This window comes from Streptomyces sp. S4.7 (genome assembly GCF_010384365.1).
Lineage (GTDB): Bacteria > Actinomycetota > Actinomycetes > Streptomycetales > Streptomycetaceae > Streptomyces.
Genome location: NZ_CP048397.1, coordinates 6,294,323 through 6,317,192 on the forward strand (window position 1 = coordinate 6,294,323; position 22,870 = coordinate 6,317,192).

The following is a 22,870-nucleotide window of genomic DNA, read 5'->3' on the forward strand; positions in this document are numbered from 1 at the left end:
GGGGATCAGCTCCTGACCAGGAGACCGCGGCTGCGCAGGACGCGGCGCTCCAGGGGCGAGAAGAACAGCAGGTCGATGCCGATGCCGACGATCAGGATGAGGATGATCGTGGCCAGCACACCGGACATGTCGCTGTAGGTGCGGAAGTTCTCCATGAGCTGGCCGAGTCCCGTACCGAGGTCGGGCGAGCTGGCGATCAGCTCGGCGGCCATCAGCGAACGCCAGGAGAACGCCCAGCCCTGCTTCAAGCCTGCCAGATAGCCGGGCAGCGCGGCGGGGAGCAGGACGTGCCTGATGCTGTTGACGCCGGTGGCGCCGATGGTCCGCCCGGCCCGCAGGTACAGCGGCGGGATCTGGTCGACACCCGCCACCAGACCGTTGGCGATGGACGGTACGGCGCCCAGCAGCACCACCGCGTAGATGGTGGCGTCGGTCAGACCGAACCAGATGATCGCCGCGGGCACCCAGGCCACGGACGGCAGGGACTGGAGGCCGGACAGGATCGGTCCGATCGCGGCCCGTACCACCTTGACCCGTGCGACCAGCAGCCCCAGCGGGGTGCCGATGGCGACGGAGACGGCGAAGCCCAGCGCGCCCCGCGAGATACTGGTCCAGATGTAGCCGAGCAGCGTGCCGTCCAGCCACATCTTCTCGATGGAGCGCCAGACGTCGAGCGGCCCCGGCAGTACGTAGTCGGGCTTGAGGTCGGAGGCGGCGGCGAGCTGCCAGACCGTGATCACCAGGACGACCGCCACCAGCGGCGGGACGATCTTGGAAAGCAGGACGCTGCCCAGGGACACCCGCTCGGCGGTCCTGGTCTCCAGCGCGTCCAGGCCGGCCTCCAGGCCCGCCAGGTCTTCCTTGGACGACTTCCGGCTCTTCGACGGCTTCGGGCCGGACGCCTCGCGCCCGGAAGCCGCCGGATTCCCGGAGGTCCCGGCGGCGTCGGAGGCCTCCGGTGCCCCGGAAACCCCGGTCTCAGTGCTGGCCATGTCGGCGGATCTCCCCCCGCAGTTCTTCGGTGATCTCCACGGACAGGTCGGCCACCGCGGCATCCTCGATCCGGCGCGGCTGCGGGATGTCGATACGCCACTGCCGCGCGATCCGCCCCGGCCGTGACGACATCAGCACCACGCGCTGAGCGAGCCGCACCGCCTCGCGGACGTTGTGCGTGACGAACAGGACCGACACGTTCGTCTCGGCCCAGATCCGGGTCAGCTCCTCGTGGAGCACATCCCGGGTGATGGCGTCGAGCGCGGCGAACGGTTCGTCCATCAGCAGCAGTTGGCTGTCCTGCGCCAGCGCACGGGCCAGCGCGACCCGCTGGCGCATACCGCCGGACAGTTCGTGCACCCGCTTGCCGTACGCGCCCTTCAGCCGTACCAGCTCAAGGAGCCGTTCGGCCTCACCGCGCCGCTCGGCCTTGGACATGCCCCGCATCTTCAGGGCGAGTTCGATGTTCTTGCCCGCGGTGAGCCACGGGAACAGCGCGTGCTCCTGGAACATCAGGGCGGGCCGGCCGCCGGGGACGTCGATGGACCCCGCCGACGGCAGGTCGAGCCCGGCGACCAGGTTGAGCAGGGTGGATTTTCCGCAGCCGGACGCCCCCAGCAGGGTCACGAACTCGCCGGGCGCCACGTCGATGCTGACGTCGTCCAGCACCAGCTGGCGGCCGCCGGGCCGGCCGAACGACTTGGACACATGGTCGAGACGGGTGGCGTACGGTTGTGTGTCGACCGTTGCGGCCGGCTTGACGAGTGCGGTGGCCATGAGTCACACCTCCTGGGGGCGATCCGGTTGCGGGTCGGGTCGGGCGACTGGTCGGCTGCTCGGGTCGCCCGGCTACTCGGCGCCGAGACCGGCGTCGTCGATCGCGGGCTTGCCGTCCGCCTTCAGCACCTTGTTGAGCAGCGACAGGTCGTAGATGCCGTCGAGCAGCGGGTCTTCGAGCAGGCCCGCCTTCACCGCGTGCTCGGACGACACGCTCAGCGTGGAGGCCAGCGGGTCGTCGGTGATGTCGACGTTCTTCCACGCCGGGTCGATCACCTCGGGCGGCAGCGCCGCCCCCGAGTCCGCCTTGAGCTTGGCGTTGGCCGCGGCCTTCGCCTCGTCCGGGTTCTCGTTGATCCAGGCGTTCGTCTTCACCGAGCCGCGCAGCACCGCCTCGACGACGTCCGGGTGCTCCTTGAGGAACTTCTGGGAGACGATCACGTTCGTGATGACGAACTCGCCGTCCTTCCACAGCTTCTTCTCGTCCAGCAGCACCGAACCGCCGCCCGCGACCAGCTTCGAAGCGGTCGGCTCGGGCACCCACGCGCCGTCCAGTGAACGGGACTCGAAGGACGCGGGGATCTGCTTGTTGTCCTGTCGGATGACGGTGACGTCGCCCTTGCCGGTGTTGGTGTCGACCTTCAGGCCCTTCTCCGACAGGTAGTTGAGCAGCGCCACATCCTGCGTGTTGCCGAGCTGCGGCGTCGCGATGCGCTTGCCCTTGAGGTCGTCGAGGGACTTGATCTTCTTGGGATTGACGACGAGCGAGACACCGCCGGAGGCCGAGCCCGAGATGATCCGGAGGTTCTGGCCCTTGGACTTCGTGAAGCCGTTGACCGAGGGGGAGGGACCGATCCAGCCGATGTCGATCGCGCCCGCGTTGAGCGCCTCGATCTCCGAGGGGCCCGCGTTGAAGACCTGCGGCTTGATCTTGGTGCCGCCCAACTCCTTCTGGATCAGGCCCTCCTGGAGGCCGACCAGCGCGGTGGCGTGCGTGATGTTGGCGAAGTAGCCGATCTTCACCTCGCCGAGGCCGCCTATCTTCTCGCCCTCGGCGGCGGGAGCGACCTTCTCGTCCTTCTCGCCCTCGGAACCGTAGCCACAGGCACCGAGTACCACGGCGAGGAGGGGCAGGGCCGCGACGGCGGCGATGGCACGTCGGCGGCGCCGGGCGGCGCGGGTGGCTGGCACGGGAGGTCTTCCTCTCGTCGGCCCGTGCTCACGTCCCTCGGTGGCGAGGCGGCGTGGCCGGGATGTCGGCAGGTCTTCGGCGGAACAGACGCGGCGGGCGTGACACGGCGGTCGCGCCGGTGCTCTGGGCGCGCGTGCGGTGCGCGTACGTCAGCACGCACATCGCGCCACCCCGCCGGTCCCCGCGCCGAGGGCGCCGCTGCCGACCCGGCCGCCCTCCTTCGCGAACGTCGCGAAGACATCCACCATCTCGACGGGCATCAGAAGTCCCAGCCCTCGTCGGCAGCTGCGTCCTGGGCGTCCGCCGGGACGGCCGGCGGTTCGGCGGCGAACGAGTCGCCCGCCATACCGGCCGACAGCGTGGTGCCGTCGGCCGGGTCGATCAGGATGAAGGAGCCCGTACGGCGCGAGTCGCGGTAGGCGTCGAGCGCCAGCGGTTCGGCGGTGCGGACCGTGACCCGGCCGATGTCGTTGGCGACGAGCTGCCCCGGCGCGGGATGCTGCGACAGGTCGTCCAGGGTGAGCCGGGACGGGATGTCCTTCACGATGGCCTTCACCGTGCGCGTCGTGTGCTTCAGCAGCACCCGCTGGCCGACGGTGAGCGGCCGGTCCGCGACATGGCAGACGGTCGCCTCGACGTCCTGCGTGCTCGCGGGGACACCGGAGCTGGGCGCGATCAGATCGCCGCGCGAGACGTCCACGTCGTCCCCCAGCCGGATCGTCACCGACTGCGGCGCCCACGCGATGTCGACGCTCTCACCGAGCGCGTCGATGCCCTCGATGGTGCTGGTGCGGCCCGACGGCAGCACGGTCACGGCCTCGCCGACGCGCAGCACGCCGGAGGCGATCTGGCCCGCGTAGCCGCGGTAGTCGGGGTGCTCGGCGCTCTGCGGCCGGATCACGTACTGGACGGGGAAGCGGGCCGGGCAGCCGGACAGATCGTGGCTGACGGCGACGGTCTCCAAGTGCTCCAGGACGGTCGGCCCGCCGTACCAGTCCATGTTTCCCGAGGGCTCCACCACGTTGTCCCCGGCCAGCGCCGAGATCGGGATCGCGGTGACCTCGGGGACGCCGAGCGAGGCGGCGTACGCGATGAACTCCTCGGCGATCGCGGCGAACACGGGCTCCGCGTACTCCACGAGATCCATCTTGTTGACGGCCAGCACCACGTGCGGGACCCGCAGCAGGGCCGCCACCGCCGCGTGCCTGCGGGTCTGTTCGACCACCCCGTTGCGCGCGTCGACCAGCACGACGGCCAGCTCGGCGGTGGAGGCGCCGGTCACCATGTTCCGGGTGTACTGCACGTGCCCGGGGGTGTCGGCGAGGATGAACCGGCGCCGGGGCGTGGCGAAGTAGCGGTAGGCGACATCGATGGTGATGCCCTGCTCGCGCTCGGCTCGCAGTCCGTCGGTCAGCAGCGCCAGGTCGGGGGTGTCCTGGCCGCGGCCGAGCGAGGCGCGCTCGACGGCCTCCAACTGGTCGGTGAGCACGGACTTCGAGTCGTGCAGCAGCCGCCCCACCAGAGTGGACTTGCCGTCGTCCACGGAACCGGCGGTGGCGAAGCGCAGCAGGGTGGTGGCCGACAACTGCTCGGCCAGCTGGTCGGCGGCGGCCGGGTGACCTGTGGTCATCGTTAGAAGTACCCTTCGCGCTTGCGGTCTTCCATGGCGGCCTCGGACATCTTGTCGTCGGCGCGGGAGGCGCCGCGCTCGGTGAGGCGGGAGGCGGTGATCTCCGTGATGACGGCGTCCAGCGTGGTGGCGTCGGAGTCGACGGCGCCCGTGCAGGACATGTCGCCGACGGTGCGGTAGCGCACGAGGCGGGTCTCGGTGGGCTCGCCGTCCTTGGGGCCGCCCCAGTCACCGGCCGTCAGCCACATGCCGTGGCGGTTGAAGACCTCGCGCTCGTGCGCGAAGTAGATCTCCGGCAGCTCGATGCCCTCGCGTGCGATGTACTGCCACACGTCCAGCTCGGTCCAGTTGGACAGCGGGAAGACCCGGACGTGCTCGCCCGGCGCGTGCCGCCCGTTGTAGAGCTGCCACAGCTCGGGGCGCTGGCGGCGGGGGTCCCACTGGGAGAACTCGTCGCGCAGGGAGAACACCCGCTCCTTCGCCCGCGCCTTCTCCTCGTCGCGGCGGCCGCCGCCGAAGACCGCGTCGAACCGCTCGGCCTGGATCTTCTCCGTCAGCGGCAGGGTCTGGAGCGGGTTACGGGTGCCGTCCGGGCGCTCGCGCAACGTCCCCGCGTCGATGTACTCCTGCACGGACGCGACGTGCAGGCGCAGCCCGTGCTCGGCCACCGTACGGTCGCGGTAGGCCAGCACCTCGGGGAAGTTGTGACCGGTGTCGACGTGCAGCAGGGTGAAGGGCACCGGCGCGGGCGCGAACGCCTTCAGCGCCAGATGCAGCATAACGATGGAGTCCTTGCCGCCGGAGAAGAGGATCACCGGCCGCTCGAACTCGCCCGCCACCTCACGGAAGATGTGCACACCCTCCGACTCCAGGGCGTCCAGATGACTCAGGGCGTACGGGGCCTCGCCGCCGCCGGTGGTCCCGGCACCCTCGCCTCGGTCGCTGCCATCGGTGCCGCCGGTGACGGATGCGACGGTGGTGGTCATCGGGCCAGACCCCTCTCGGTGAGCAGCGCGTGGAGCGCCGCCGCGGACTCCTGCACGGACTGCGTGTGCGACTCGATACGCAGATCGGGCTCCTCGGGGGCCTCGTAGGGGTCGTCGACACCGGTGAGACCGCTGATCTCGCCGGCCGCCTGCTTCGCGTACAGGCCCTTCACGTCCCGTACGGAGCACACCTCGACCGGAGTCGCGACATGTACCTCCAGATACGCGGTGCCCTCACTCTGGTGGCGCTTGCGTACGGCCTCGCGGCTGTCGGTGTACGGGGCGATCACCGGTACCAGCGCCTTGACGCCGTTCGACGCCAGCAGTTCGGCGACGAATCCGATGCGCTGCACGTTGGTGTGCCGGTCCTCGCGGCCGAAGCCGAGGCCCGCGGAGAGGAACTCGCGGATCTCGTCGCCGTCCAGGACCTCCACGCGGTGGCCCTCGGCGCGCAGCCGGCCGGCCAGTTCGACGGCGATGGTGGTCTTGCCCGCGCTGGGCAGTCCGGTGAGCCAGATCGTCGCGCCCTGCTCGGTAGGGCTCATCAGTGCAGCCCGCATTCGGTCTTGGAGTTGCCCGCCCAGCGGCCGGCGCGGGCGTCCTCGCCCTCCAGCACCCGGCGGGTGCAGGGCGCGCAGCCCACGGAGGCGTAGCCGTCCTGGAGCAGCGGGTTGGTGAGGACGCCGTGTTCGGCGACGTACGCCTCCACGTCCTCCTGGGTCCAGCGTGCGATCGGCGAGACCTTGACCTTGCGGCGCTTGTCGTCCCAGCCGACGACCGGGGTGGCGGCGCGGGTCGGCGACTCGTCGCGGCGCAGCCCCGTCGCCCAGGCGTCGTACGCGGTCAGGCCCTCTTCGAGGGGCTTGACCTTGCGCAGGGCGCAGCACAGGTCGGGGTCGCGGTCGTGCAGCCGCGGTCCGTGCTCGGCGTCCTGTTCGGCCACCGTCCGCAGGGGGGTGAGCGTGATGACGTTGACGTCCATCACGGCGGCGACGGCGTCACGGGTGCCGATCGTCTCGGGGAAGTGGTAGCCGGTGTCGAGGAAGACCACGTCGACGCCGGGCAGGGCGCGGGAGGCGAGATGGGCGACCACCGCGTCCTCCATGGAGGAGGTGACGCAGAAGCGCGTGCCGAAGGTGGTGGTGGCCCAGGTGAGGATCTCCAGGGCGGGGGCGTCCTCGAGTTCGCGGCCCGCGCGTTCGGCGGTTTCCCTCAGCTCGGCCGCCTTCCGGTCGGCGGCCGTCCGTGCGTCGGTCCCGGTGAGAGTCGTCATATCCGTTCCCCTCCGTCGTCCGTCGTCAGGCCACGGGTCAGCAGCCCGAGGAACTTCAGCTGGAAGGCCCGGTTGCAGGCCTCGCATTCCCAGGCGCCGTGGCCCTGTTCATTCGGGCGCAGGTCCTCGTCGCCGCAGTAGGGGCAGTGGAACGGGGCGGCGCGCTCGTTCACGACAGCGCCTCCTCGGACGCGCGGGCCGCCCAGGTGGCGAAGCGCTCGTCGCTCTCGCGCTCCTTCTGGAAGCGCGTCAGGACACGCTCGACGTAGTCGGGGAGTTCGGTGGCGGTGACCTTCAGACCCCGGACCTTGCGGCCGAACGAGGGCTCCAGACCGAGCGCGCCGCCGAGGTGCACCTGGTATCCCTCGACCTGGTTGCCGTCGTCGTCCAGCATCAACTGTCCCTTGAGACCGATGTCCGCGACCTGGATCCGGGCGCAGGCGTTGGGGCAGCCGTTGACGTTGATGGTGATCGGCTGGTCGAAGTCGGGGATACGGTCCTCCAGTTCGTCGATCAGCGAGGCGCCGCGCGCCTTGGTCTCGACGATCGCCAGCTTGCAGAACTCGATCCCGGTGCAGGCCATCGTGCCGCGCCGGAACGGTGACGGCTTGACCCGCAGGTCGAGCGATTCCAGGCCGGCGACGAGCGACTCGACCCGGTCCTCGGCCACGTCGAGCACGATCATCTTCTGCTCGACGGTGGTCCGCACCCGGCCGGAGCCGTGCTCCTCGGCGAGGTCCGCGATGTTCTTCAGGGTCGGGCCGTCCACCCGGCCGACACGCGGCGCGAAGCCGACGTAGAAGCGGCCGTCCTTCTGGCGGTGCACTCCGACGTGGTCGCGCCACTCCTCCACGGGCGTCGCGGGCGCGGGACCGTCGATGAGCGTCCGCTTCAGATACTCGTCCTGAAGGATCTGCCGGAACTTCTCCGCGCCCCAGTCGGCGAGGAGGAACTTCAGCCGGGCGCGGGTGCGCAGCCTGCGGTAGCCGTAGTCACGGAAGATCGCGATGACGCCGGCCCAGACGTCGGCCACCTCGTTCAGCGGGACCCAGGCGCCGAGCCGCTGACCGATCTTGGGGTTGGTCGACAGGCCGCCGCCGACCCACAGGTCGAAGCCGGGGCCGTGGTCGGGGTGCTCGACACCGACGAAGGCGATGTCGTTGATCTCGTGCGCGACATCGAGCAGCGGCGATCCTGAGACGGCCGTCTTGAATTTGCGCGGGAGGTTCGAGAACTCCTTGGTGCCGATGAAACGGGCGTTGATCTCGTCGATCGCCGGGGTGCCGTCGATGATCTCGTTCTCGGCCACGCCCGCGACCGGTGAGCCGAGGATCACGCGGGGCGTGTCACCGCAGGCCTCGGTGGTCGACAGGCCGACGTCCTCCAGCCGTCGCCAGATCCCGGGAACGTCCTCGATCCGGATCCAGTGCAGCTGGATGTTCTGCCGGTCGGTGATGTCGGCGGTGTCCCGGCCGAACTCGTGCGAGATCTGGCCGATGACCCGCAGCTGCTCGGTGGTCAGCCGGCCGCCGTCGATCCGGACCCGCAGCATGAAGTACTCGTCGTCCAGCTCCTCCGGCTCCAGGATCGCGGTCTTGCCGCCGTCGATGCCGGGCTTGCGCTGGGTGTACAGCCCCCACCAGCGCATCCGTCCCCGCAGGTCGGCGGGGTCGATGGAGTCGAATCCGGCCTTTGAGTAGATCGTCTCAATGCGTGTCCGCACATTGAGACCGTCGTCGTCCTTCTTGGCCTGCTCGTTGGCGTTGAGGGGAGTGAAGTGACCCACGGCCCACTGGCCCTCGCCGCGGTGACGGCTCACCTTGCGGCGGGGCGTGGCGGCAGCGGGCTTCTCAGGGGTGGCGGCCATGGCTGGATACGTCCTTCGGGACTACGGAGGGCGGCTCTGACCTGCACACAGGGCTGACGGCGCAGCGGTGCGCAGAGGGAGGGACGAGCGGGGGCGAGCGAGGGGGGCGACAGGAGCTGTGCTGGTCAGCTCGGTCGACAGATGGCGCTGGACATGCGGCCGAGATCGACGTGCCGCCGACTCACCAAGGCAATTCCAGCTGTAGACATGGGGGAAGCCTGGCACGCGGATCTGAGGGCAGTCCACTACGATCCACGATGTGGACGCGAGTGTCCCACTATCCGGGATGGGGTGTCGGATGGGCGCCGGCCCACGGACCCGGCGCCGTCACGTCCGGCTCCTCGGTCACCTTCGTGTCGAAGAGGGTGAAGCCACGCCGCAGATAGTTGTCCATCGCGTGCTCCCCGTCCTTGGAGCAGGTGTGCAGCCAGACCCGCTTCGTGGGCGTCCGCTCCGGCCTGCGCTCCGCCATGTCCCAGGCGCGCGCCACACCGTACGACAGCAGGTGCCCGCCGATACGGCGGCCCCGGAAGGCCGGGATGAGCCCGAAGTACACGATCTCGACCGTGCCGTCGTCCCTTGCCTCCAGCTCCACGTAACCCGCCGGAGTGCCCCTCTCGTACGCCACCCAGGTCTCGACGCCCGGCCGGGAGACGGCCTCGTGCCACTCCTCGTACGACAGGGAGAGCCGGTCGGTCCAGCGGATGTCACCGCCGACGGCGGTGTAGAGGAACCGGCTGAACTCCGCCGAGGGGACCTCGGACCGGACGATCCGCACGTCGCCGTCGGGCGCGGTGGCCGGCCGCAGATCGGCCGGTGAGGTCTGTTCCAGGGACCAGGTGGTCACAGTGATGCTCATGGGCGTCAGGGAACCACGCGGCCTTCCTCCGGCCAAACCGGCCGCGGCGGCTCATTTGCGGACCGTCCGTCCGTCACCGCCGGGGCCGTCGAGTGGGGGAGCAGGTCCGTCGGGTGGTCCGGCCGTAAGACCGACACCTCGACCTCCTCCTTGAAGCGGTACGGCCGGTGGGCGAGCACCCCCGCCAGATGACGCCGCACCCGCGACATCTCGGCCCGCACCGTCGCCGTGCGCGTCGGGTCCCCGAAGACGTCGGCCGCCAGCTCCGCCGCGCTCCGGCCGTCCCGGCGCACGGCCAGCACGTACAGCAGCTCGGCGTGGCGCGGGGTCAGCTCCTGCGCCCAGCTGCCCGCCGCCCCCGAGACCGTCACGGACCACCGCCGGGGCCGGCTCAGGTCCAGCACGACCTTGCTGGGCGCGTCCGGCGGCGGCTCCTCCTCCACCGTCAGCAGCCAGCCGCCGGGCAGCGGCTCGACGGTGCACATGCCGAGCGTTGGCAGCCAGAGCCGTCCCGGCCGCACCGACTTGGGCAGCGGCAGCCGGTCGACCGGCGCCATACCCGTCACGGCGGCCGTCCAGCCGTGTGTGTCGACGGCCGCGGCCCGCCCGCCCACCCGGCACAGGATCGGCGCCGCCACCGAGCGCAGCCGCTCCACGGCCCGCAGATGCCGCTCCCGCAGCTCGCTCTCGGCGAGTCTGGCGACGGCGGTCACCAGCGCCAGCGTCGCCGGATGGAAACTCGTCGCCGGGCCGCTCACGTCGACGACACCGAGCAGCCGTCCGTCGCGCGGATCGTGCACCGGCGCCGCCGCGCAGGTCCACCGCGTCAGGGTGTGCACGAAGTGCTCGGCCGAGTGGACCTGCACCGGAGCCCCGGCGGTGAGCGCCGTGCCGATCGCGTTGGTCCCCGTGGCCCCCTCGGCCCAGGACACGCCCTCCTCCAGGCTGATGCCGTCGGCCCGCCGCATCACCTTGGCGTTGCCCTCGCGCCACAGGACGCGGCCCTGTTCGTCGGAGACCACCAGGATCTGGAGCGAGGCGTCGACGAAGCCGCCGAGCCCGTCACAGACGCCGCGTATCACCTCACCGAGTGCCGATGTGCGACGCCGGTGTTCGAGTTCCTCCGGCGTCATCACCACCGGGCCGGTCTCCTGGTGGGGGCTCACGCCAAGGCGCCGCATCCGCTGCCACGACGCCTCGATGACGGGGCGGGGCGGCATCGGCGGCCGGTCACCGGCCAGCGACGCCTCCCGGATCTCCTGGAGCAGCCGTGTCGCCCGGCCGCCGTCCATCGCGGCCAGGCGGGACAGGTTGAGCGGTGTGTGCTTCATCGGGCCCCCGGCGGCGTACGGCGATGTATCGATTCCGCATTATGCGGAGCTGATCGCTCCGCTCGCTCCATCGTGCCGTTCCGGCCCGTTCACGGGCGGCGGTTCGGATATTTTCTGCAACCACTTGCAACCCTGGCGAACGGCCGCTGCCATGCGTGAAGGTGACAGCAAGTCGTGGGTGGTGCCGTGTCGGCGCAGCACCACCCACGGCCCTGAACAGGGGAACACCGCACCGGCCACGGCCGGGCGCCGGCGTCTCAGCCGACCGCCCGCGCGCGCGTCACCACCGACTCCAGGTCCAGACTGTGCGGCAGCGTGCCGAAGGCCGTACCCCAGTCCCCGCCGAGCCGTGACGCGCAGAACGCGTCCGCGACCGCCGGCGGCGCCCACCGCACCAGCAGCGACCCCTGGAGCACCAGCGCCATCCGCTCCACCAGCCGTCGCGCGCGGGCCTCGACACCGTCCAGATCGGCGAGTTCGGTCAGCAGGTCCTTGATCGCCCCGTCCAGCCGGTGGTCCGCGCCGCGCGCCCTGCCCACCTCCTGGAGGAACGCGTTCAGCGCCTCGGGCTCGCGCTGGAGCGCGCGCAGCACGTCGAGCGCCTGCACATTGCCCGAACCCTCCCAGATCGAGTTGAGCGGCGACTCGCGCAACAGCCGCGGCATCCCCGACTCCTCGACGTAACCGTTGCCGCCCAGACACTCCAGCGCCTCGGCCGCGACCGGTGTACACCGCTTCGTCACCCAGTACTTGGCCGTCGGCACCGCGAGCCGCAGAAACGCCCGCTCCGTCTCCGAGCCGGTGCTCTGCACCGCGTCCTGCGCCGCCGCCAGCCGCAGAGCCAGCGTCGTCGCGGCCTCCGACTCCAGCGCCAGATCGGCCAGTACGTTGCGCATCAGCGGCTTGTCGATCAACTCACCGCCGAACGCGCTGCGGTACGCGGCGTGATGGACCGCCTGCGCGACCGACTGCCGCATCAGCGCCGCCGATCCGAGCACACAGTCCACCCGCGTCGCCGCCACCATCTCGATGATGGTGCGCACCCCGCGCCCCTCCTCGCCGACCCGGCGGGCCCACGTGCCGTCGAACTCCACCTCGCTCGACGCGTTCGACCTGTTGCCCAGCTTCTCCTTCAGTCGCTGGATCAGGAACACGTTGCGCGTGCCGTCCGGCAGCACCCGGGGCACGAGGAAGCACGTCAGCCCGGCCGGCGCCTGAGCCAGCACCAGGAACCCGTCGCACATCGGCGCCGAACAGAACCACTTGTGTCCGGTGAGCAGATACTCGCCGTCGGCGTCGAGCGGCCTCGCGGCCGTCGTGTTGGCCCGTACGTCGCTGCCGCCCTGCTTCTCGGTCATGCCCATCCCGAACAGCGCCCCGGCCTTCTCGGCGGCGGGCCGCAGACCGGGTTCGTACCGGTGCGAGGTGAGCCGCGGCTCCCACTCGGCGGCCAGGGCCGGCTCCGTACGCAGCGCGGGCACCGCCGCGTGCGTCATGGACAGCGGACAGCCGTTCCCGGCCTCTGCCTGCGTCCACACGTAGAACCCGGCGGCCCGGCGCAGATGCCCGTCAGACCTGCCCCAGGCGTCCGTGAGCCCCGCCGACACCGCCCGGTCCAGGAGTTGGTGCCAGGCCGGATGGAACTCCACCTCGTCGATCCGGTTGCCGTACCGGTCGTGGGTACGCAGCTTCGGCGGATTCTCGTTGGCCAGGGTCCCCCACTCCTGGGTCCGCGCCGAACCGGCCTCCAGGCCGAGCGCGGACAGCTCCGACCGCGCCTCGTCGAGGACTTCGGGGGTGGAGTGCCGCTCCAGCCCTTCCGTGAGGACCCGGTCGCCGGTGAAGACGTCGTACCCCACCAGGGGCGGAACCTGGTTGGTCACTGTGTGAGTGCTGGCAGTCATGCCGCTACGGTAAGGAGGTGCAGGCAGCAAACGAAACACCCGAGCGGCCATCGGGCCGGCTCCGCCGGGTCCGTGCCCTCTACCGCAATGTCTCCAAGCGGAGGATGACCTGGCTGCTGCTGAAGGACACGGTCAACTCGTGCATCGAGTACCGGATTCTCGGTCTCGCCGCGGAGGCCGCGTTCTTCACGCTGCTCTCCCTGCCGCCGTTGATGATGGGTCTCCTCGGCCTGCTCGGGTACATAGACGACTGGACCAACACCACCACGGTGGCCTCGATCGAGGAGAACATCCTCACCGCGGTCGGCACGGTCCTCTCGGACCGCGGCGTCGACCAGATCGCGAGACCGCTGCTGGCGGACGTCACACACGGCGGACGCCCCGACCTCATCTCCATCGGTTTCGCCATCGCCCTCTGGTCGGGCTCCCGCGCGGTGAACGTCTTCATCGACACGATCACCGTGATGTACGGACTCGACGGGCGCCGCGGCATCGTCGCCACCCGGCTGCTCGCCTTCCTCCTCTACATCGTGGCGCTGCTCATCGGGGCCGTGGTGCTGCCCCTCGCGGTGGTCGGGCCCGACAGGGTCGTCGACATCATCCCGTGGGGCACGGAGGTCGCCAGCGTCCTGTACTGGCCGGTGGTGATCCTGCTCTCCGTCGCCTTCCTGACCACGCTCTACCACGTGTCGGTGCCCGCGCGTTCGCCGTGGATAGAGGACGTGCCGGGCGCGCTCGTCGCCCTCGCGATGTGGGTCTTCGGCAGCTTCCTGCTGAGGATCTACCTCACCAGCACGGTCGAGGGCCCCACCATCTACGGATCGCTCGCCGCCCCCATCGCGGTCCTGCTGTGGATCGGGATCTCGGCCTTCGCGGTCCTGGTCGGCGCGGCGGTCAACGCCGCCATCGACCGGGTCTGGCCGTCCGTCGCCACGGCGGCGGCCCGCGCGGCCAACGAGCGCCTGCGCGCCGCGCACGCGGCGGAGCAGGTGGCGAGGACCGAGGCGCTGTCGGGGGAGCCGGACGACGGCGAGTACGGCCCCGACCCGGACATGCCCTCCGAATTCCCCGAGAGATGGTCCCGCTTCCTGCCGCCGGACGATCTGAAGTCACGGTTCCACTCGGGCCGCGACAAGGAGCAGCGGCCGTGATCTCCGCCGGGGGGGCCACGGGGCGGCGCCGGTAACCTGGAGGTGTGTACAGCGAACGGGCGTCGCACGCCGAGGGCGTCGTCGTATGGGCGCGGACGGCGCCCGGGCGGGACGAGGGCCCCGTCTACCCCGTCCTGCCGGACGGCTGCATGGATCTTCTCTGGACCGGCGGCCGGCTGAGCGTCGCGGGACCCGACACGCACGCCTTCGCCCCGAAGCTGTCGGACGGCGGTGGCGGCTTCGCCGATGTCGTCGGGGTCCGCTTCGCGCCCGGCGTGGCGCCCGCGCTGCTGGGCGTACCGGCGCACGAGCTGCGCGATCAGCGCGTGGCACTCGCCGACCTGTGGCCGGGCCCTCAGGCACGCGAGATCGCCGAGCGCGTCGCCGCCGCCACCGACCCGGCCGCCGCCCTGGAAACGGTGGCACTGCGCCGGGTTGCCGTCACCGGACCGCCCGACCCGCTGCTGCGCGCCGTCGTCGACGGGCTGGAGGCCGGGCACACGGTCGCCTCCGTCGCGGACACCGTCGGACTCGGCACCCGCGGGCTGCACCGCCGCTCACTGGACGCCTTCGGCTACGGACCCAAGACCCTGGGCCGCGTCCTGCGGCTCCAGCGCGCGCTCACGCTCGTACGGGCCTCGGTGCCCTACGCGGAGGCGGCCGTCGCCGCCGGCTGCGCCGACCAGGCGCATCTCGCCAGGGAGACGCGCGATCTGACCGGGCTGACGCTCGGTGCCTACGAGGCGTTGGCGAAGAGCGAGACTCCGCAGCCGTCCGGGTCGAGCACGACCGCGTAGCGCTGGCCCCAGTCCGCGTTCCACGGCTTGAGGTGCCCGCGGTACCCGGCGCCGGTCAGCTCCGCGTAGACCGCGTCGACGTCGGCGGGACTGTCGCAGAGGAAGTTGAGGCCCAGCCGGTCGCCGGTCGACGGCGGGGTCCAGTCGGGGTCGAACGAGCGCACGACGTCCTCCGTGTCCCACGCCAGCCGCATTCCGCCGGGCAGGGCGGCCTCCACATGGGGAGCGGTGTCCGCGTCGGCCGGGATGTCCAGGCCGAGCCTGCGGTAGAAGGCGAGTGAGGCCGCCATGTCGGAGGTGACGATGCCGATCAGATCGAGTCGTGGAGTCATGCGCCCAAAGTAGGCGCGGTCCGTCGCGACGGTCTTGAACGAATCGGACAGGACGTCGACGCCCCCTCCACCGGCCCCCTTTCGCGGCGGGGGCGTTCGCGGCGGGGGCGGATCACATAGCCTCGAACGGTGCGGTGGTGGGGTGGGACGAGCAGCGATAGAGCCCGGGACGGCGGTACGGGCGCGCGGAGCGGTACGGGCGGTTGGACGGTGGTCGGCCCCGCCGTGCGCGACACCGCCCTGTGGCTCGCCCTGGCCGGGGTCGCGCTCGTCTGGTTCGTGGGCCACCCCGAGTCCTCCGTCGCGCTGGAACTGGTGCTGCCCCTGGCCGTTCTCGCCGTCGCGATCCCGGGCCGCCGCCGGTGGCCGGTGGCCGCCGTGTTCGCGGTCAACGCGCTGTGCGCGATCGGCCTCGCGCACCCGGTCACGCCGGCCAACGCGTACATCGTGGCGCTGGCCGTCTCGGCCTATCTCCTTGGCACCGGACCGACCACCACCCGCTCCGCGCTGCCGGCCTTCGGCGGCTGCCTGGCGCTCGACCTGGTGCTCTGCGCCGCGCTGGGCGGGGGAGCGGTGTGGTGGTACTACACGCTGACGGCCTTCCCCCTGGCGCTGCTGGTGCCCTGGCTCTTCGGCCGCTACTGGCAGGCACAGCTCGCTTTCGTACGCGGCGGCTGGCAGCGGGCGCAACTCCTGGAACGCCAGCAGCGGCTCGTCGCCGAACAGGCCCGGCTGCGGGAACGGACCCGGATCGCCGCCGACATGCACGACTCGCTCGGGCACGAGCTGAGCCTCATCGCGCTACGGGCCGGCGCCCTGGAACTCTCACCCACGCTGACCGGCCGGGACCGGGCGGATCTCGGCGAGTTGCGGGCCGCCGTGTCGGACGCGGTCGGTCATCTGCGGGACACCGTGGGGGTGTTGCGCGACGACGAGGGAGACCGGGCCGCCGCGCCGACGGACGAGTCCGTCGAGGAACTGGTCGACCGGGCGCGGGACTCCGGCGTCACGGTGGACCTGCGGCGCGACGGCGTACCGGCGCCCCCGGGCCTCTCCCCGCTCGTCGACCGCGCCGTCTACCGGGTGGTGCGTGAGTCGCTGACCAACGCGGCCAAGCACGCGCCCGGAGGCGCGGTACGGGTGCGGATCACGCACGAGGGAGGGCGGACGGACGTACGGGTGACCAACGCGGCCGGGGACGCGGGAAAGTCGCTCCCACCGTCGCGCCCGGTGTCGGGAGGGCACGGTCTGACGGGGCTGCGGGAGCGGGTAGGGGTGGTGGGCGGGACGCTGCGGGCCGCGCCGCGGGGGACCGGGTTCGAGGTCGCCGCGACGATGCCGGACCGGGTGGGCCAGGACCGGCCGCTGCGGCAGTCCGGGGCCGTTACCGATCCCGACACCGAGTCCTGCGCCGAGTCGGGGTCGGCATCGGAGTCGGGGTCGGAGTCGGTACGACAGCTCACCACCGCCCGGCGAAGGGCCAGGCTGCGCTTCGCCGCCGCGTTCGTGGTGCCCGGCGGATTCGGGCTGATCACCCTGGGTTCCGCCGCTTACGCCGCGTTCCAGCTCGCGACCTGTGTGCTGCGGCCCGCCGACTACGCCCAGCTCCAAGTGGGGGGTGACCGCGCCGAGTTCGCGAACGTCCTGCCGGCGCGGCAGTTCCCCTACGTCTCCGACTCCGTCAAGGCCCGTCCCCGCCCCGCCGGAACCACCTGCGCGTACTACCGGTCCAGCGGCAGCCTGCTCGACCAGGTGGACGTCTACCGCCTCTGCTACAGCGGGTCCCGGCTGGTCTCCAAGGACGTCGTGCCCGGGTCGGGCAGTGGGTGACGGCGTCGTGCCGCCGCCGGGCTACGCGTCGCGCCGCCGCAGCACCTCGCGTCCGATCAGATGCCCGGCGGCCGCCCACCCCGCCACGATCAGGAAGCCCACCACCCGCGGATACGGCGCGTCGTCGGCCAGCATGGCGTGCGTGCCCGCGCCGTGCGGCAGACGGTCGTTGACGGCTCGCAGCACATCGCCGCCCAGCCCCACCAGCACGGTCGGCACGCCGTAGAGCAGCAGGAAGAGCACCGTCAGCACCGCGGCCGGCGCCCGCAGGGCGAAGGACACCCCCACCGTCAGCGCCGCCACCAGCGCCAAGTAGCAGCCCAGCAGGAGCACTTGACCGAGCACCCCGGCGGCGTCGAACGTCGCCCGGCCCTCGAACGACGCCCACGCCACGGCCGTTCCCAGCACCCCGAACAGCACACCGGCCACGAACGCCACCGCCGCCGTGACCACCGCCTTGGCCAGCTCGACCCGGTGCCTGACCGGCACCCACAGCAGCGTCGCGCGCACGCCGGTCGTCGCGTACTCGCTCGTCACCGTGGTCATCGCCAGGACCACCACCACGAACTGCACCAGCACCGCCGCGGTCACCGGCGCGTTGCCGACCGGCTGGACGGGATGGTCGTTGACACGGGCGATGGCGCCGTAGTAGAAGGTGAACACCCCCATCAGCAGCGCGCCCGCGACCAGGCACGCATAGGCGGCCCGCACCGTCCACAACTTGGTCCACTCGGCGGCCACCGCCCCCGGGAACCCGCCCCCGCCCGGCGTGCTCCCGCCCGCCGGGCCGCCCCCGTCCCTCATGCCCCGGTCCCCGTCCCGGCCCCGTACTCCACGCTTCCGGCCGTCAGTTCCATGTATGCCTGCTCCAACGAGGCGGATACCGACCGCAGTTCGTGCAGCCGCACCCCCAACCCGTACGCCGCGTCCCCCACTTCCCCGGCGGTGCGGCCCGTCACGATCAGCTCCGTGTCACCGGCCGGCGCAACCTCCGCGCCCTCCCGGGCCAGTCGGCCCATCAGCGCGCGCCGGTCGTCGGCGCCCGGGACCCCGACCCGCACGGAGGCTTGCGAGCTGTCGGCCGGGAAATCCGCCATCGCCGTGTCCGCGAGGAGCTTTCCCCTCCCGATGACGACGAGTTGATCGGCCGTCAGCTGCATCTCGCTCATGAGATGGCTGGAGAGGAAGACGGTGCGCCCCTTCGGCGGCCAGCGAGCGCATCAGCTCGCGTACCCAGCGCACCCCGTCCGGGTCGAGACCGTTGACGGGCTCGTCGAAGACGAGGACGCGCGGGTCGCCGAGCAGGGCTCCCGCGATGCCGAGCCGCTGGTACATGCCGAGCGAGAACGCCCCGGCGCGCTTGCGGGCCACCGACGCGAGTCCCACCAGCTCCAGGACCTCGTCCACCCGGCCCACCGGAACACCGTTGCTGCGGGCCTGCGCCGTCAGATGCCCGCGTGCGGAGCGCGCCGGGTGCAGGGCCTTCGCGTCCAGCAGCGCGCCGACCTCGCGCACGGGACGGCGCAGCGCCGCGTACGGCCTGCCGTCGATGAGAGCCGTGCCGGCGGTCGGGTGGTCGAGTCCGAGGATCATGCGCATGGTGGTCGACTTGCCGGCCCCGTTCGGGCCGAGGAAACCGGTCACCCGGCCTTCCGCGATGTCCAGTGTCAGACCGTCCACGGCGACGGTGCCGCCGTAGCGTTTGGTCAGCCCTCTCAGGGTGATCACGTCTGTGCCCGTCCTTCTTCCGGTGATTCGTACCTGTCCTTCGGACGGTACGAATCACCGGTGCGCGCGCACATCCGGCGTTCGTCAGCGATCACACCCCCGACTTTCGTCGGGGACCCTGCGGTGACCCTGCTCGGTACACTCCGCCCGTGGTGAGAGTGCTGGTGGCGGACGACGAGGCGCTGGTCCGCGCGGGAGTGCGCGCGATCCTCGCGCGGGATCCGGGGATCGAGGTCGTCGCGGAGGCGGCCGACGGCCGGGACGCCGTCGACGCCGTACGCGAACACCGGCCGGACGTCGCCCTGTTGGACATCCAGATGCCGGTCCTCGACGGGATCCGCGCCGCGGAACGGATCCATCGGGAGCTGCCCGGTACGGCGGTGGTCATGCTGACGACCTTCGGCGAGGACGACTTCATCGCCCGCGCGCTGAGCGGCGGGGCCGACGGGTTCCTGCTCAAGGCGGACGACCCCGGGGAGCTGCTGGCGGGCGTGCACGCGGTGGCCGGGGGCGGCGCGTACCTCTCACCGAGGGTCGCGGCCCGGGTCGTCGCGGGGCTGCGGGCCGGCGGGTCGGGTGCCGCGGCGGTGAGACCGCTGGCCGAGCGGCTGACCGGGCGCGAGCACGATGTCCTGGCGCTGGTCGGCGCGGGGCTGTCCAACGCCGAGATCGGCGGACGCCTGCATCTGGTCGAGGGCACGGTGAAGGCCCATGTCAGCGCGATCCTGGCCAAGTTGGGCGTACGGAACCGGGTGGAGGCGGCGATCGCGGCGTACGAGGCGGGGCTGGTCGGCAGGGACCGCGACGACCGGTCCTGAGACCGGGCCGGACGCACGACGGCGGGCCGCGCCTGGGGCGCGGCCCGCCGGGGACAACTGTCCCTGCGTCGTTCAGGGCTTCAGGGGATCGTCATCCCCCGGGGCCCGGACGCCTCGGACGGTCAGATGATCGAGACGCCGTAGACGCTGAGGGCCTCGGTGACCGGCTGGTAGAACGTGGTGCCGCCGGAGGAGCAGTTGCCGCTGCCGCCGGAGGTCAGGCCGTGCGCCGTGCTGCCCGAGAAGAGCGCGCCGCCGCTGTCGCCGGGCTCGGCGCAGACGTTGGTCTGGATGAGGCCCGAGACGATGCCGTCGGCGCCGTAGTTCACGGTCGCGTTGAGGCCCGTGACCGTGCCGCTGTGGAGACCGGTCGTGCTGCCGCTACGGGTGACGCCCTGACCGACGACGGGGTCGGCCGCGCCGTCGATCTCCTGGTAGCTGCCGTTGTACAGGTAGACCCTGCCGTCGGCCGCACCCGGGTCGGCGTGCTGGATGATCCCGTAGTCGTCACCCGGGAAGCTGGAACCGGCGGTCGTGCCGATGGACCAGCTGCTGCCGATGTTGGTGCAGTGACCGGCGGTCAGCGCGTAGTTGGCGCTGCCGTTGGTGACGTTGAAGCCGAGGGAGCAGCGGGCGCCACCGGTGGTGATGGCCTCGCCGCCGGCGATCAGCTTGCTGAAGGTGCCGGGGGTGCGCTTGATCGTCACGCCGGCGTCGGTGCCGGCGACGGCCGACTTGACCTCGGCCAGCTCGGCCGCCGAGACGGTGCTGTCGGCGGTGACGACGATCTTGCCGGTGGCCTTGTCCGTGTACCAGGCGGTGCCGGCCACGTCCGCGCCGCGAACCGCGGAGCTGGCGTCGGCGAGCTGAGCCGCCGTCACCTTGGCCTCGGGGGCCGGTGCGGCCACCGCTGACGGGACGGCGAGCGCGACGGCGGCCACGAGACCGGTGGAAACGGCCAGGGCACGAGCGCGTCTGGACACGCCATTGCGGGGGGAGAAGCGCTTGAAGGTCACGAAATCCTCCATCGGTGGGGGGAAAGCACGGCCCCGTGGGGTGTGGGCCGTTGTTCGTGCGCCGGTCCGTGGCCGGTCTCTGCCGGTCGTGGACCTGTTGAGCCGCACGGATGGAATCGTTGACGGGCTGCGCCTCGTACACAAGGCCGACTTCCGGACCCCGGCCACGCGCGCCACGGTCCGGCCCGGGTAACGCTCCTGACGGAGCGTCATTTTTTCTTTGCACGCGCATGGGCTGCGGTTTGCTGCAAATTGAACCGGCGAGGCGTGCCGGTGGCGCGCTACGGGCGGAAACTCCCGGCGAGGCAGCGGATTTGAGTCTGAGTGCCGGAGGCTGCGACGGGTCACTTCACGAACACGCAGGGTTTGCGGGGTGGTTCGGTGTCCGATATCGGCCGTGTGCGCGACCGCGCGGGAGTCGGGTCAGGTGGGGCTCATCGAACGCCTCTCCTGTGGCCGGTGGAGCCTTATGTGTCGTACGTGCGAATTGCGCGCACTCGATCGATGGCTGAAAACCTTCATCCTGGCCCGAGTTGGAGATAAAGAGCCTGTCCGGAATCGGCCAAGGTCGCGCCCTTGCGGAGTGGCCCTCATCTGTGCATTGGCCATGAAGTGCCGTCGGGAGCCGCCGCATGGACGGGCCCGGCCGGGAAACCCGCAGTGCATGACGGACGACATGACAAGACCCGGCGGGACCGCGCCCAGGGGCCGTGACGAATCGCCAAAGGAGCGGGCCGACCGGCGCTGGGCAGAACTGCTCCAGGAGGTGCGCGTCGCACAGACCGGGGTGCAGATCCTGTTCGGATTCCTGCTCACCGTGGTCTTCCAGCCGCGCTTCGGCGATCTCTCCGACACCGACACCAACATCTACCTCGCGACGGTGGTGCTCGGAGCCGTCACCACCGGCGCGCTCATCGCGCCCGTCTCCTTCCACCGGATGGTCACGGGGCGGCGGCTGAAGCCCCAGATGGTCGAGTGGGCGTCCCGGCTCACCTTCGTCGGGCTGGTCTTCCTGCTGTGCACCATGGCGTCGGCCCTGCTGCTGATCCTGCGCGTGGCGCTCCACAACGCCATCGCGCTGTGGATCGTCGCGGGCCTGGTGCTGTGGTTCGTCCTCTGCTGGTTCGTCCTGCCGGCCTGGGCCCGCCGTGAGAGCGCCAGGGCCGCCACCGATTGACCGGCGCCGGGCCGCCCGTCACGCGCGACCGGCGCCGAACGGTCAGGCCGGGCGGTCCTGCAGTACGGAGAGGGTGTTGCCCGCCGGGTCGGTGAACCACGCGATGTACGGGCCGCCCAGCCGGAAGATCCCCTTCTCGTCCGTCTCCATGCCGGGATAGCGCTCGAAGCGCACACCCCGCCGGACCAGATCGTCCACGGCCGTCTCGACGTCGTCCACGGGGAAGTTGAGGATCGTGTACGTGGCGGGTACATGGTCCGGCTTCGGGTAGACGAGCACCTCCGCCCCGCCCGCGAGGCGCAGCCGCAGCATGCCGTTCGCCTCGGTGACGTCCAGGCCGAGCGTCTCGCCGTAGAAGAGACGGGCCCTCGGGATGTCGTCCACGGCGAAACCGCTGAACGCCTTGCTTCTGCCGAGCACGGCTGCTTCCTCTCGTCCGGCCGGAGCCCCTGGTTCCCGACCGTACAAGCAGGGCCGGGACCCGGCAGCCCGGCCGGTCCGGGCGGGTCCGCCGTGCGGACCGCCGCACCGGATGCGTAATACTCGGAGTATGACTCCGCGTACTACCGGCAAGGGCGGCCGGGCGGTCCGCCCCGCGGCCGACATGTCCGTCCGGCGGGCCACGGCGCGTGACGCCAAGCGGCTGACCGGGCTGGTCCGGTCGTCCAGCGCCTACGAGGGCCCGTACGCGCCCATGATCGCCGGCTACCGCGTGGGGCCCGACTACGTCGAGACCCACCGGGTCTTCCTCGCCGCGGCCCCGGACGGGCGGCTGCTCGGCTTCTACGCCCTGCTGCTCGCCCCGCCCGAACTGGACCTGATGTTCGTCGCCGACGCCGCGCAGGGCCTCGGGGTCGGGCGACGGCTGATCAACCATATGAAGGAGGAGGCGCGCGCGGCCGGCGTCCGCTCCGTACGCGTGGTGTCGCATCCGCCCGCCGAGGGTTTCTACCTCGGCGTCGGCGCGCAACGCCTCGGTACGGTGGCGGCGAACCCGCCCGCGGTGCTGTGGGACCGTCCCGAGCTGGTCATCCATCTCTCTCCCGCCGGTGACGCTCCGGCCCGAACGGTCGAACAGGCCCCCCACACGGGTAGTTGACGCGCACAGACCCCCCGATCCGCGTCGGGATGTGGTCGCATGAGATGCGGTCGGACCCATTGACCGCGCTCCACCAAGACGTAACGCTGTCGCACATGGCTGAACGCCGG

22 protein-coding genes and 1 pseudogene are annotated in these 22,870 nt (G+C 71.4%); 6 read left to right on the forward strand and 17 right to left on the reverse strand.

From position 1 onward, the window contains the following. Positions 1-5 precede the first annotated feature (5 nt). The 12 genes from SSPS47_RS28050 to SSPS47_RS28100 all read right to left on the reverse strand — a co-directional run bounded on the left by SSPS47_RS28050 (position 6) and on the right by SSPS47_RS28100 (position 12,812). Positions 6-992 (reverse strand): ABC transporter permease, encoded by a 987-nt coding sequence (locus tag SSPS47_RS28050; protein ID WP_164253382.1) that lies wholly within the window; start codon positions 990-992, stop codon positions 6-8. Further along, complete coding sequence (locus SSPS47_RS28055; RefSeq protein ID WP_164253383.1) at positions 979-1,770, reverse strand: ABC transporter ATP-binding protein; 792 nt, start codon at positions 1,768-1,770, stop codon at positions 979-981. Before SSPS47_RS28055 ends, SSPS47_RS28050 begins: the two co-directional genes overlap by 14 nt. Before the next feature lie 72 nt (positions 1,771-1,842). Further along, positions 1,843-2,961 (reverse strand): ABC transporter substrate-binding protein, encoded by a 1,119-nt coding sequence (locus tag SSPS47_RS28060; RefSeq protein WP_164253384.1) that lies wholly within the window; start codon positions 2,959-2,961, stop codon positions 1,843-1,845. Between the two features lie 260 nt (positions 2,962-3,221). Beyond that, a complete protein-coding gene (locus SSPS47_RS28065) occupies positions 3,222-4,592 on the reverse strand; it encodes a GTP-binding protein (RefSeq protein WP_164253385.1) in 1,371 nt (456 codons plus the stop codon). A 2-nt stretch (positions 4,593-4,594) separates the two neighbouring features. Continuing rightward, positions 4,595-5,578 (reverse strand): sulfate adenylyltransferase subunit CysD, encoded by a 984-nt coding sequence (gene cysD / locus SSPS47_RS28070; RefSeq protein WP_239065086.1) that lies wholly within the window; start codon positions 5,576-5,578, stop codon positions 4,595-4,597. Further along, positions 5,575-6,123 carry an adenylyl-sulfate kinase gene (cysC, locus tag SSPS47_RS28075; RefSeq protein ID WP_164253386.1) on the reverse strand — a complete coding sequence of 183 codons (549 nt, stop codon included), beginning with the start codon at positions 6,121-6,123 and terminating at the stop codon, positions 5,575-5,577. The genes cysD and cysC overlap by 4 nt, the downstream gene beginning before the upstream one ends. Further along, the gene (locus SSPS47_RS28080) at positions 6,123-6,851 is read right to left on the reverse strand and encodes a phosphoadenylyl-sulfate reductase (RefSeq protein WP_164253387.1); all 729 of its coding nucleotides are present in this window, start codon (positions 6,849-6,851) and stop codon (positions 6,123-6,125) included. Before SSPS47_RS28080 ends, cysC begins: the two co-directional genes overlap by 1 nt. Beyond that, entirely contained in the window at positions 6,848-7,024 is a 177-nt protein-coding gene (locus SSPS47_RS34935) for a hypothetical protein (RefSeq protein WP_203557939.1), read from the reverse strand. The genes SSPS47_RS28080 and SSPS47_RS34935 overlap by 4 nt, the downstream gene beginning before the upstream one ends. Next, on the reverse strand, positions 7,021-8,718 hold the full coding sequence (locus tag SSPS47_RS28085; protein ID WP_164253388.1) for a nitrite/sulfite reductase: 1,698 nt from the start codon (positions 8,716-8,718) through the stop codon (positions 7,021-7,023). The genes SSPS47_RS34935 and SSPS47_RS28085 overlap by 4 nt, the downstream gene beginning before the upstream one ends. Positions 8,719-8,995: 277 nt before the next feature. Continuing rightward, positions 8,996-9,577, reverse strand: coding sequence for a GNAT family N-acetyltransferase (locus SSPS47_RS28090; RefSeq protein WP_164253389.1), 582 nt, complete (start codon positions 9,575-9,577; stop codon positions 8,996-8,998). A 5-nt stretch (positions 9,578-9,582) separates the two neighbouring features. Beyond that, positions 9,583-10,908, reverse strand: coding sequence for a helix-turn-helix domain-containing protein (locus tag SSPS47_RS28095; RefSeq protein ID WP_164253390.1), 1,326 nt, complete (start codon positions 10,906-10,908; stop codon positions 9,583-9,585). Positions 10,909-11,165: 257 nt separating this feature from the next. Next, positions 11,166-12,812, reverse strand: a complete 1,647-nt coding sequence (locus SSPS47_RS28100) for an acyl-CoA dehydrogenase family protein (RefSeq protein WP_164253391.1) — start codon at positions 12,810-12,812, stop codon at positions 11,166-11,168. A 17-nt stretch (positions 12,813-12,829) separates the two neighbouring features. Between SSPS47_RS28100 and SSPS47_RS28105 the strand changes: the two genes are divergently transcribed. Together SSPS47_RS28105 and SSPS47_RS28110 are read left to right on the forward strand one after the other, a co-directional pair. Then, the gene (locus tag SSPS47_RS28105; RefSeq protein ID WP_147875073.1) at positions 12,830-13,963 is read left to right on the forward strand and encodes a YihY/virulence factor BrkB family protein; all 1,134 of its coding nucleotides are present in this window, start codon (positions 12,830-12,832) and stop codon (positions 13,961-13,963) included. 44 nt (positions 13,964-14,007) lie between these two features. Next, positions 14,008-14,760, forward strand: coding sequence for a DUF6597 domain-containing transcriptional factor (locus SSPS47_RS28110; protein WP_164253392.1), 753 nt, complete (start codon positions 14,008-14,010; stop codon positions 14,758-14,760). Here the strand turns inward: SSPS47_RS28110 and SSPS47_RS28115 are convergent. Then, on the reverse strand, positions 14,700-15,092 hold the full coding sequence (locus tag SSPS47_RS28115) for a VOC family protein (RefSeq protein WP_203557940.1): 393 nt from the start codon (positions 15,090-15,092) through the stop codon (positions 14,700-14,702). The two genes, SSPS47_RS28110 and SSPS47_RS28115, sit on opposite strands and share 61 nt — an antisense overlap. 225 nt (positions 15,093-15,317) lie before the next feature. Here SSPS47_RS28115 and SSPS47_RS28120 point away from each other — a divergent pair, with 225 nt between their 5' ends. Further along, positions 15,318-16,922 carry a histidine kinase gene (locus SSPS47_RS28120; RefSeq protein WP_164253393.1) on the forward strand — a complete coding sequence of 535 codons (1,605 nt, stop codon included), beginning with the start codon at positions 15,318-15,320 and terminating at the stop codon, positions 16,920-16,922. A gap of 21 nt (positions 16,923-16,943) precedes the next feature. Here SSPS47_RS28120 and SSPS47_RS28125 read toward each other — a convergent pair whose 3' ends face one another. Further along, positions 16,944-17,726, reverse strand: coding sequence for an ABC transporter permease (locus tag SSPS47_RS28125; protein ID WP_164253394.1), 783 nt, complete (start codon positions 17,724-17,726; stop codon positions 16,944-16,946). After that, a pseudogene (locus SSPS47_RS28130) lies at positions 17,723-18,650 on the reverse strand (ATP-binding cassette domain-containing protein). Before SSPS47_RS28130 ends, SSPS47_RS28125 begins: the two are co-directional and overlap by 4 nt. Positions 18,651-18,808: 158 nt before the next feature. On the opposite strand from SSPS47_RS28130, the gene SSPS47_RS28135 reads away from it, so the two are divergent. Then, entirely contained in the window at positions 18,809-19,468 is a 660-nt protein-coding gene (locus SSPS47_RS28135; RefSeq protein WP_275405196.1) for a response regulator transcription factor, read from the forward strand. Positions 19,469-19,590: 122 nt separating this feature from the next. Here SSPS47_RS28135 and SSPS47_RS28140 read toward each other — a convergent pair whose 3' ends face one another. After that, complete coding sequence (locus SSPS47_RS28140) at positions 19,591-20,484, reverse strand: S1 family peptidase (protein WP_239065087.1); 894 nt, start codon at positions 20,482-20,484, stop codon at positions 19,591-19,593. 676 nt (positions 20,485-21,160) lie between these two features. On the opposite strand from SSPS47_RS28140, the gene SSPS47_RS28145 reads away from it, so the two are divergent. Next, a complete protein-coding gene (locus SSPS47_RS28145) occupies positions 21,161-21,661 on the forward strand; it encodes a DUF6328 family protein (protein WP_203557941.1) in 501 nt (166 codons plus the stop codon). Between the two features lie 42 nt (positions 21,662-21,703). On the opposite strand, the gene SSPS47_RS28150 is transcribed toward SSPS47_RS28145, so the two are convergent. Beyond that, a complete protein-coding gene (locus tag SSPS47_RS28150) occupies positions 21,704-22,081 on the reverse strand; it encodes a VOC family protein (protein ID WP_203557942.1) in 378 nt (125 codons plus the stop codon). A 130-nt stretch (positions 22,082-22,211) separates the two neighbouring features. Here SSPS47_RS28150 and SSPS47_RS28155 point away from each other — a divergent pair, with 130 nt between their 5' ends. Continuing rightward, a complete protein-coding gene (locus SSPS47_RS28155; protein ID WP_164253399.1) occupies positions 22,212-22,760 on the forward strand; it encodes a GNAT family N-acetyltransferase in 549 nt (182 codons plus the stop codon). The last annotated feature ends 110 nt before the right edge of the window (positions 22,761-22,870 follow it).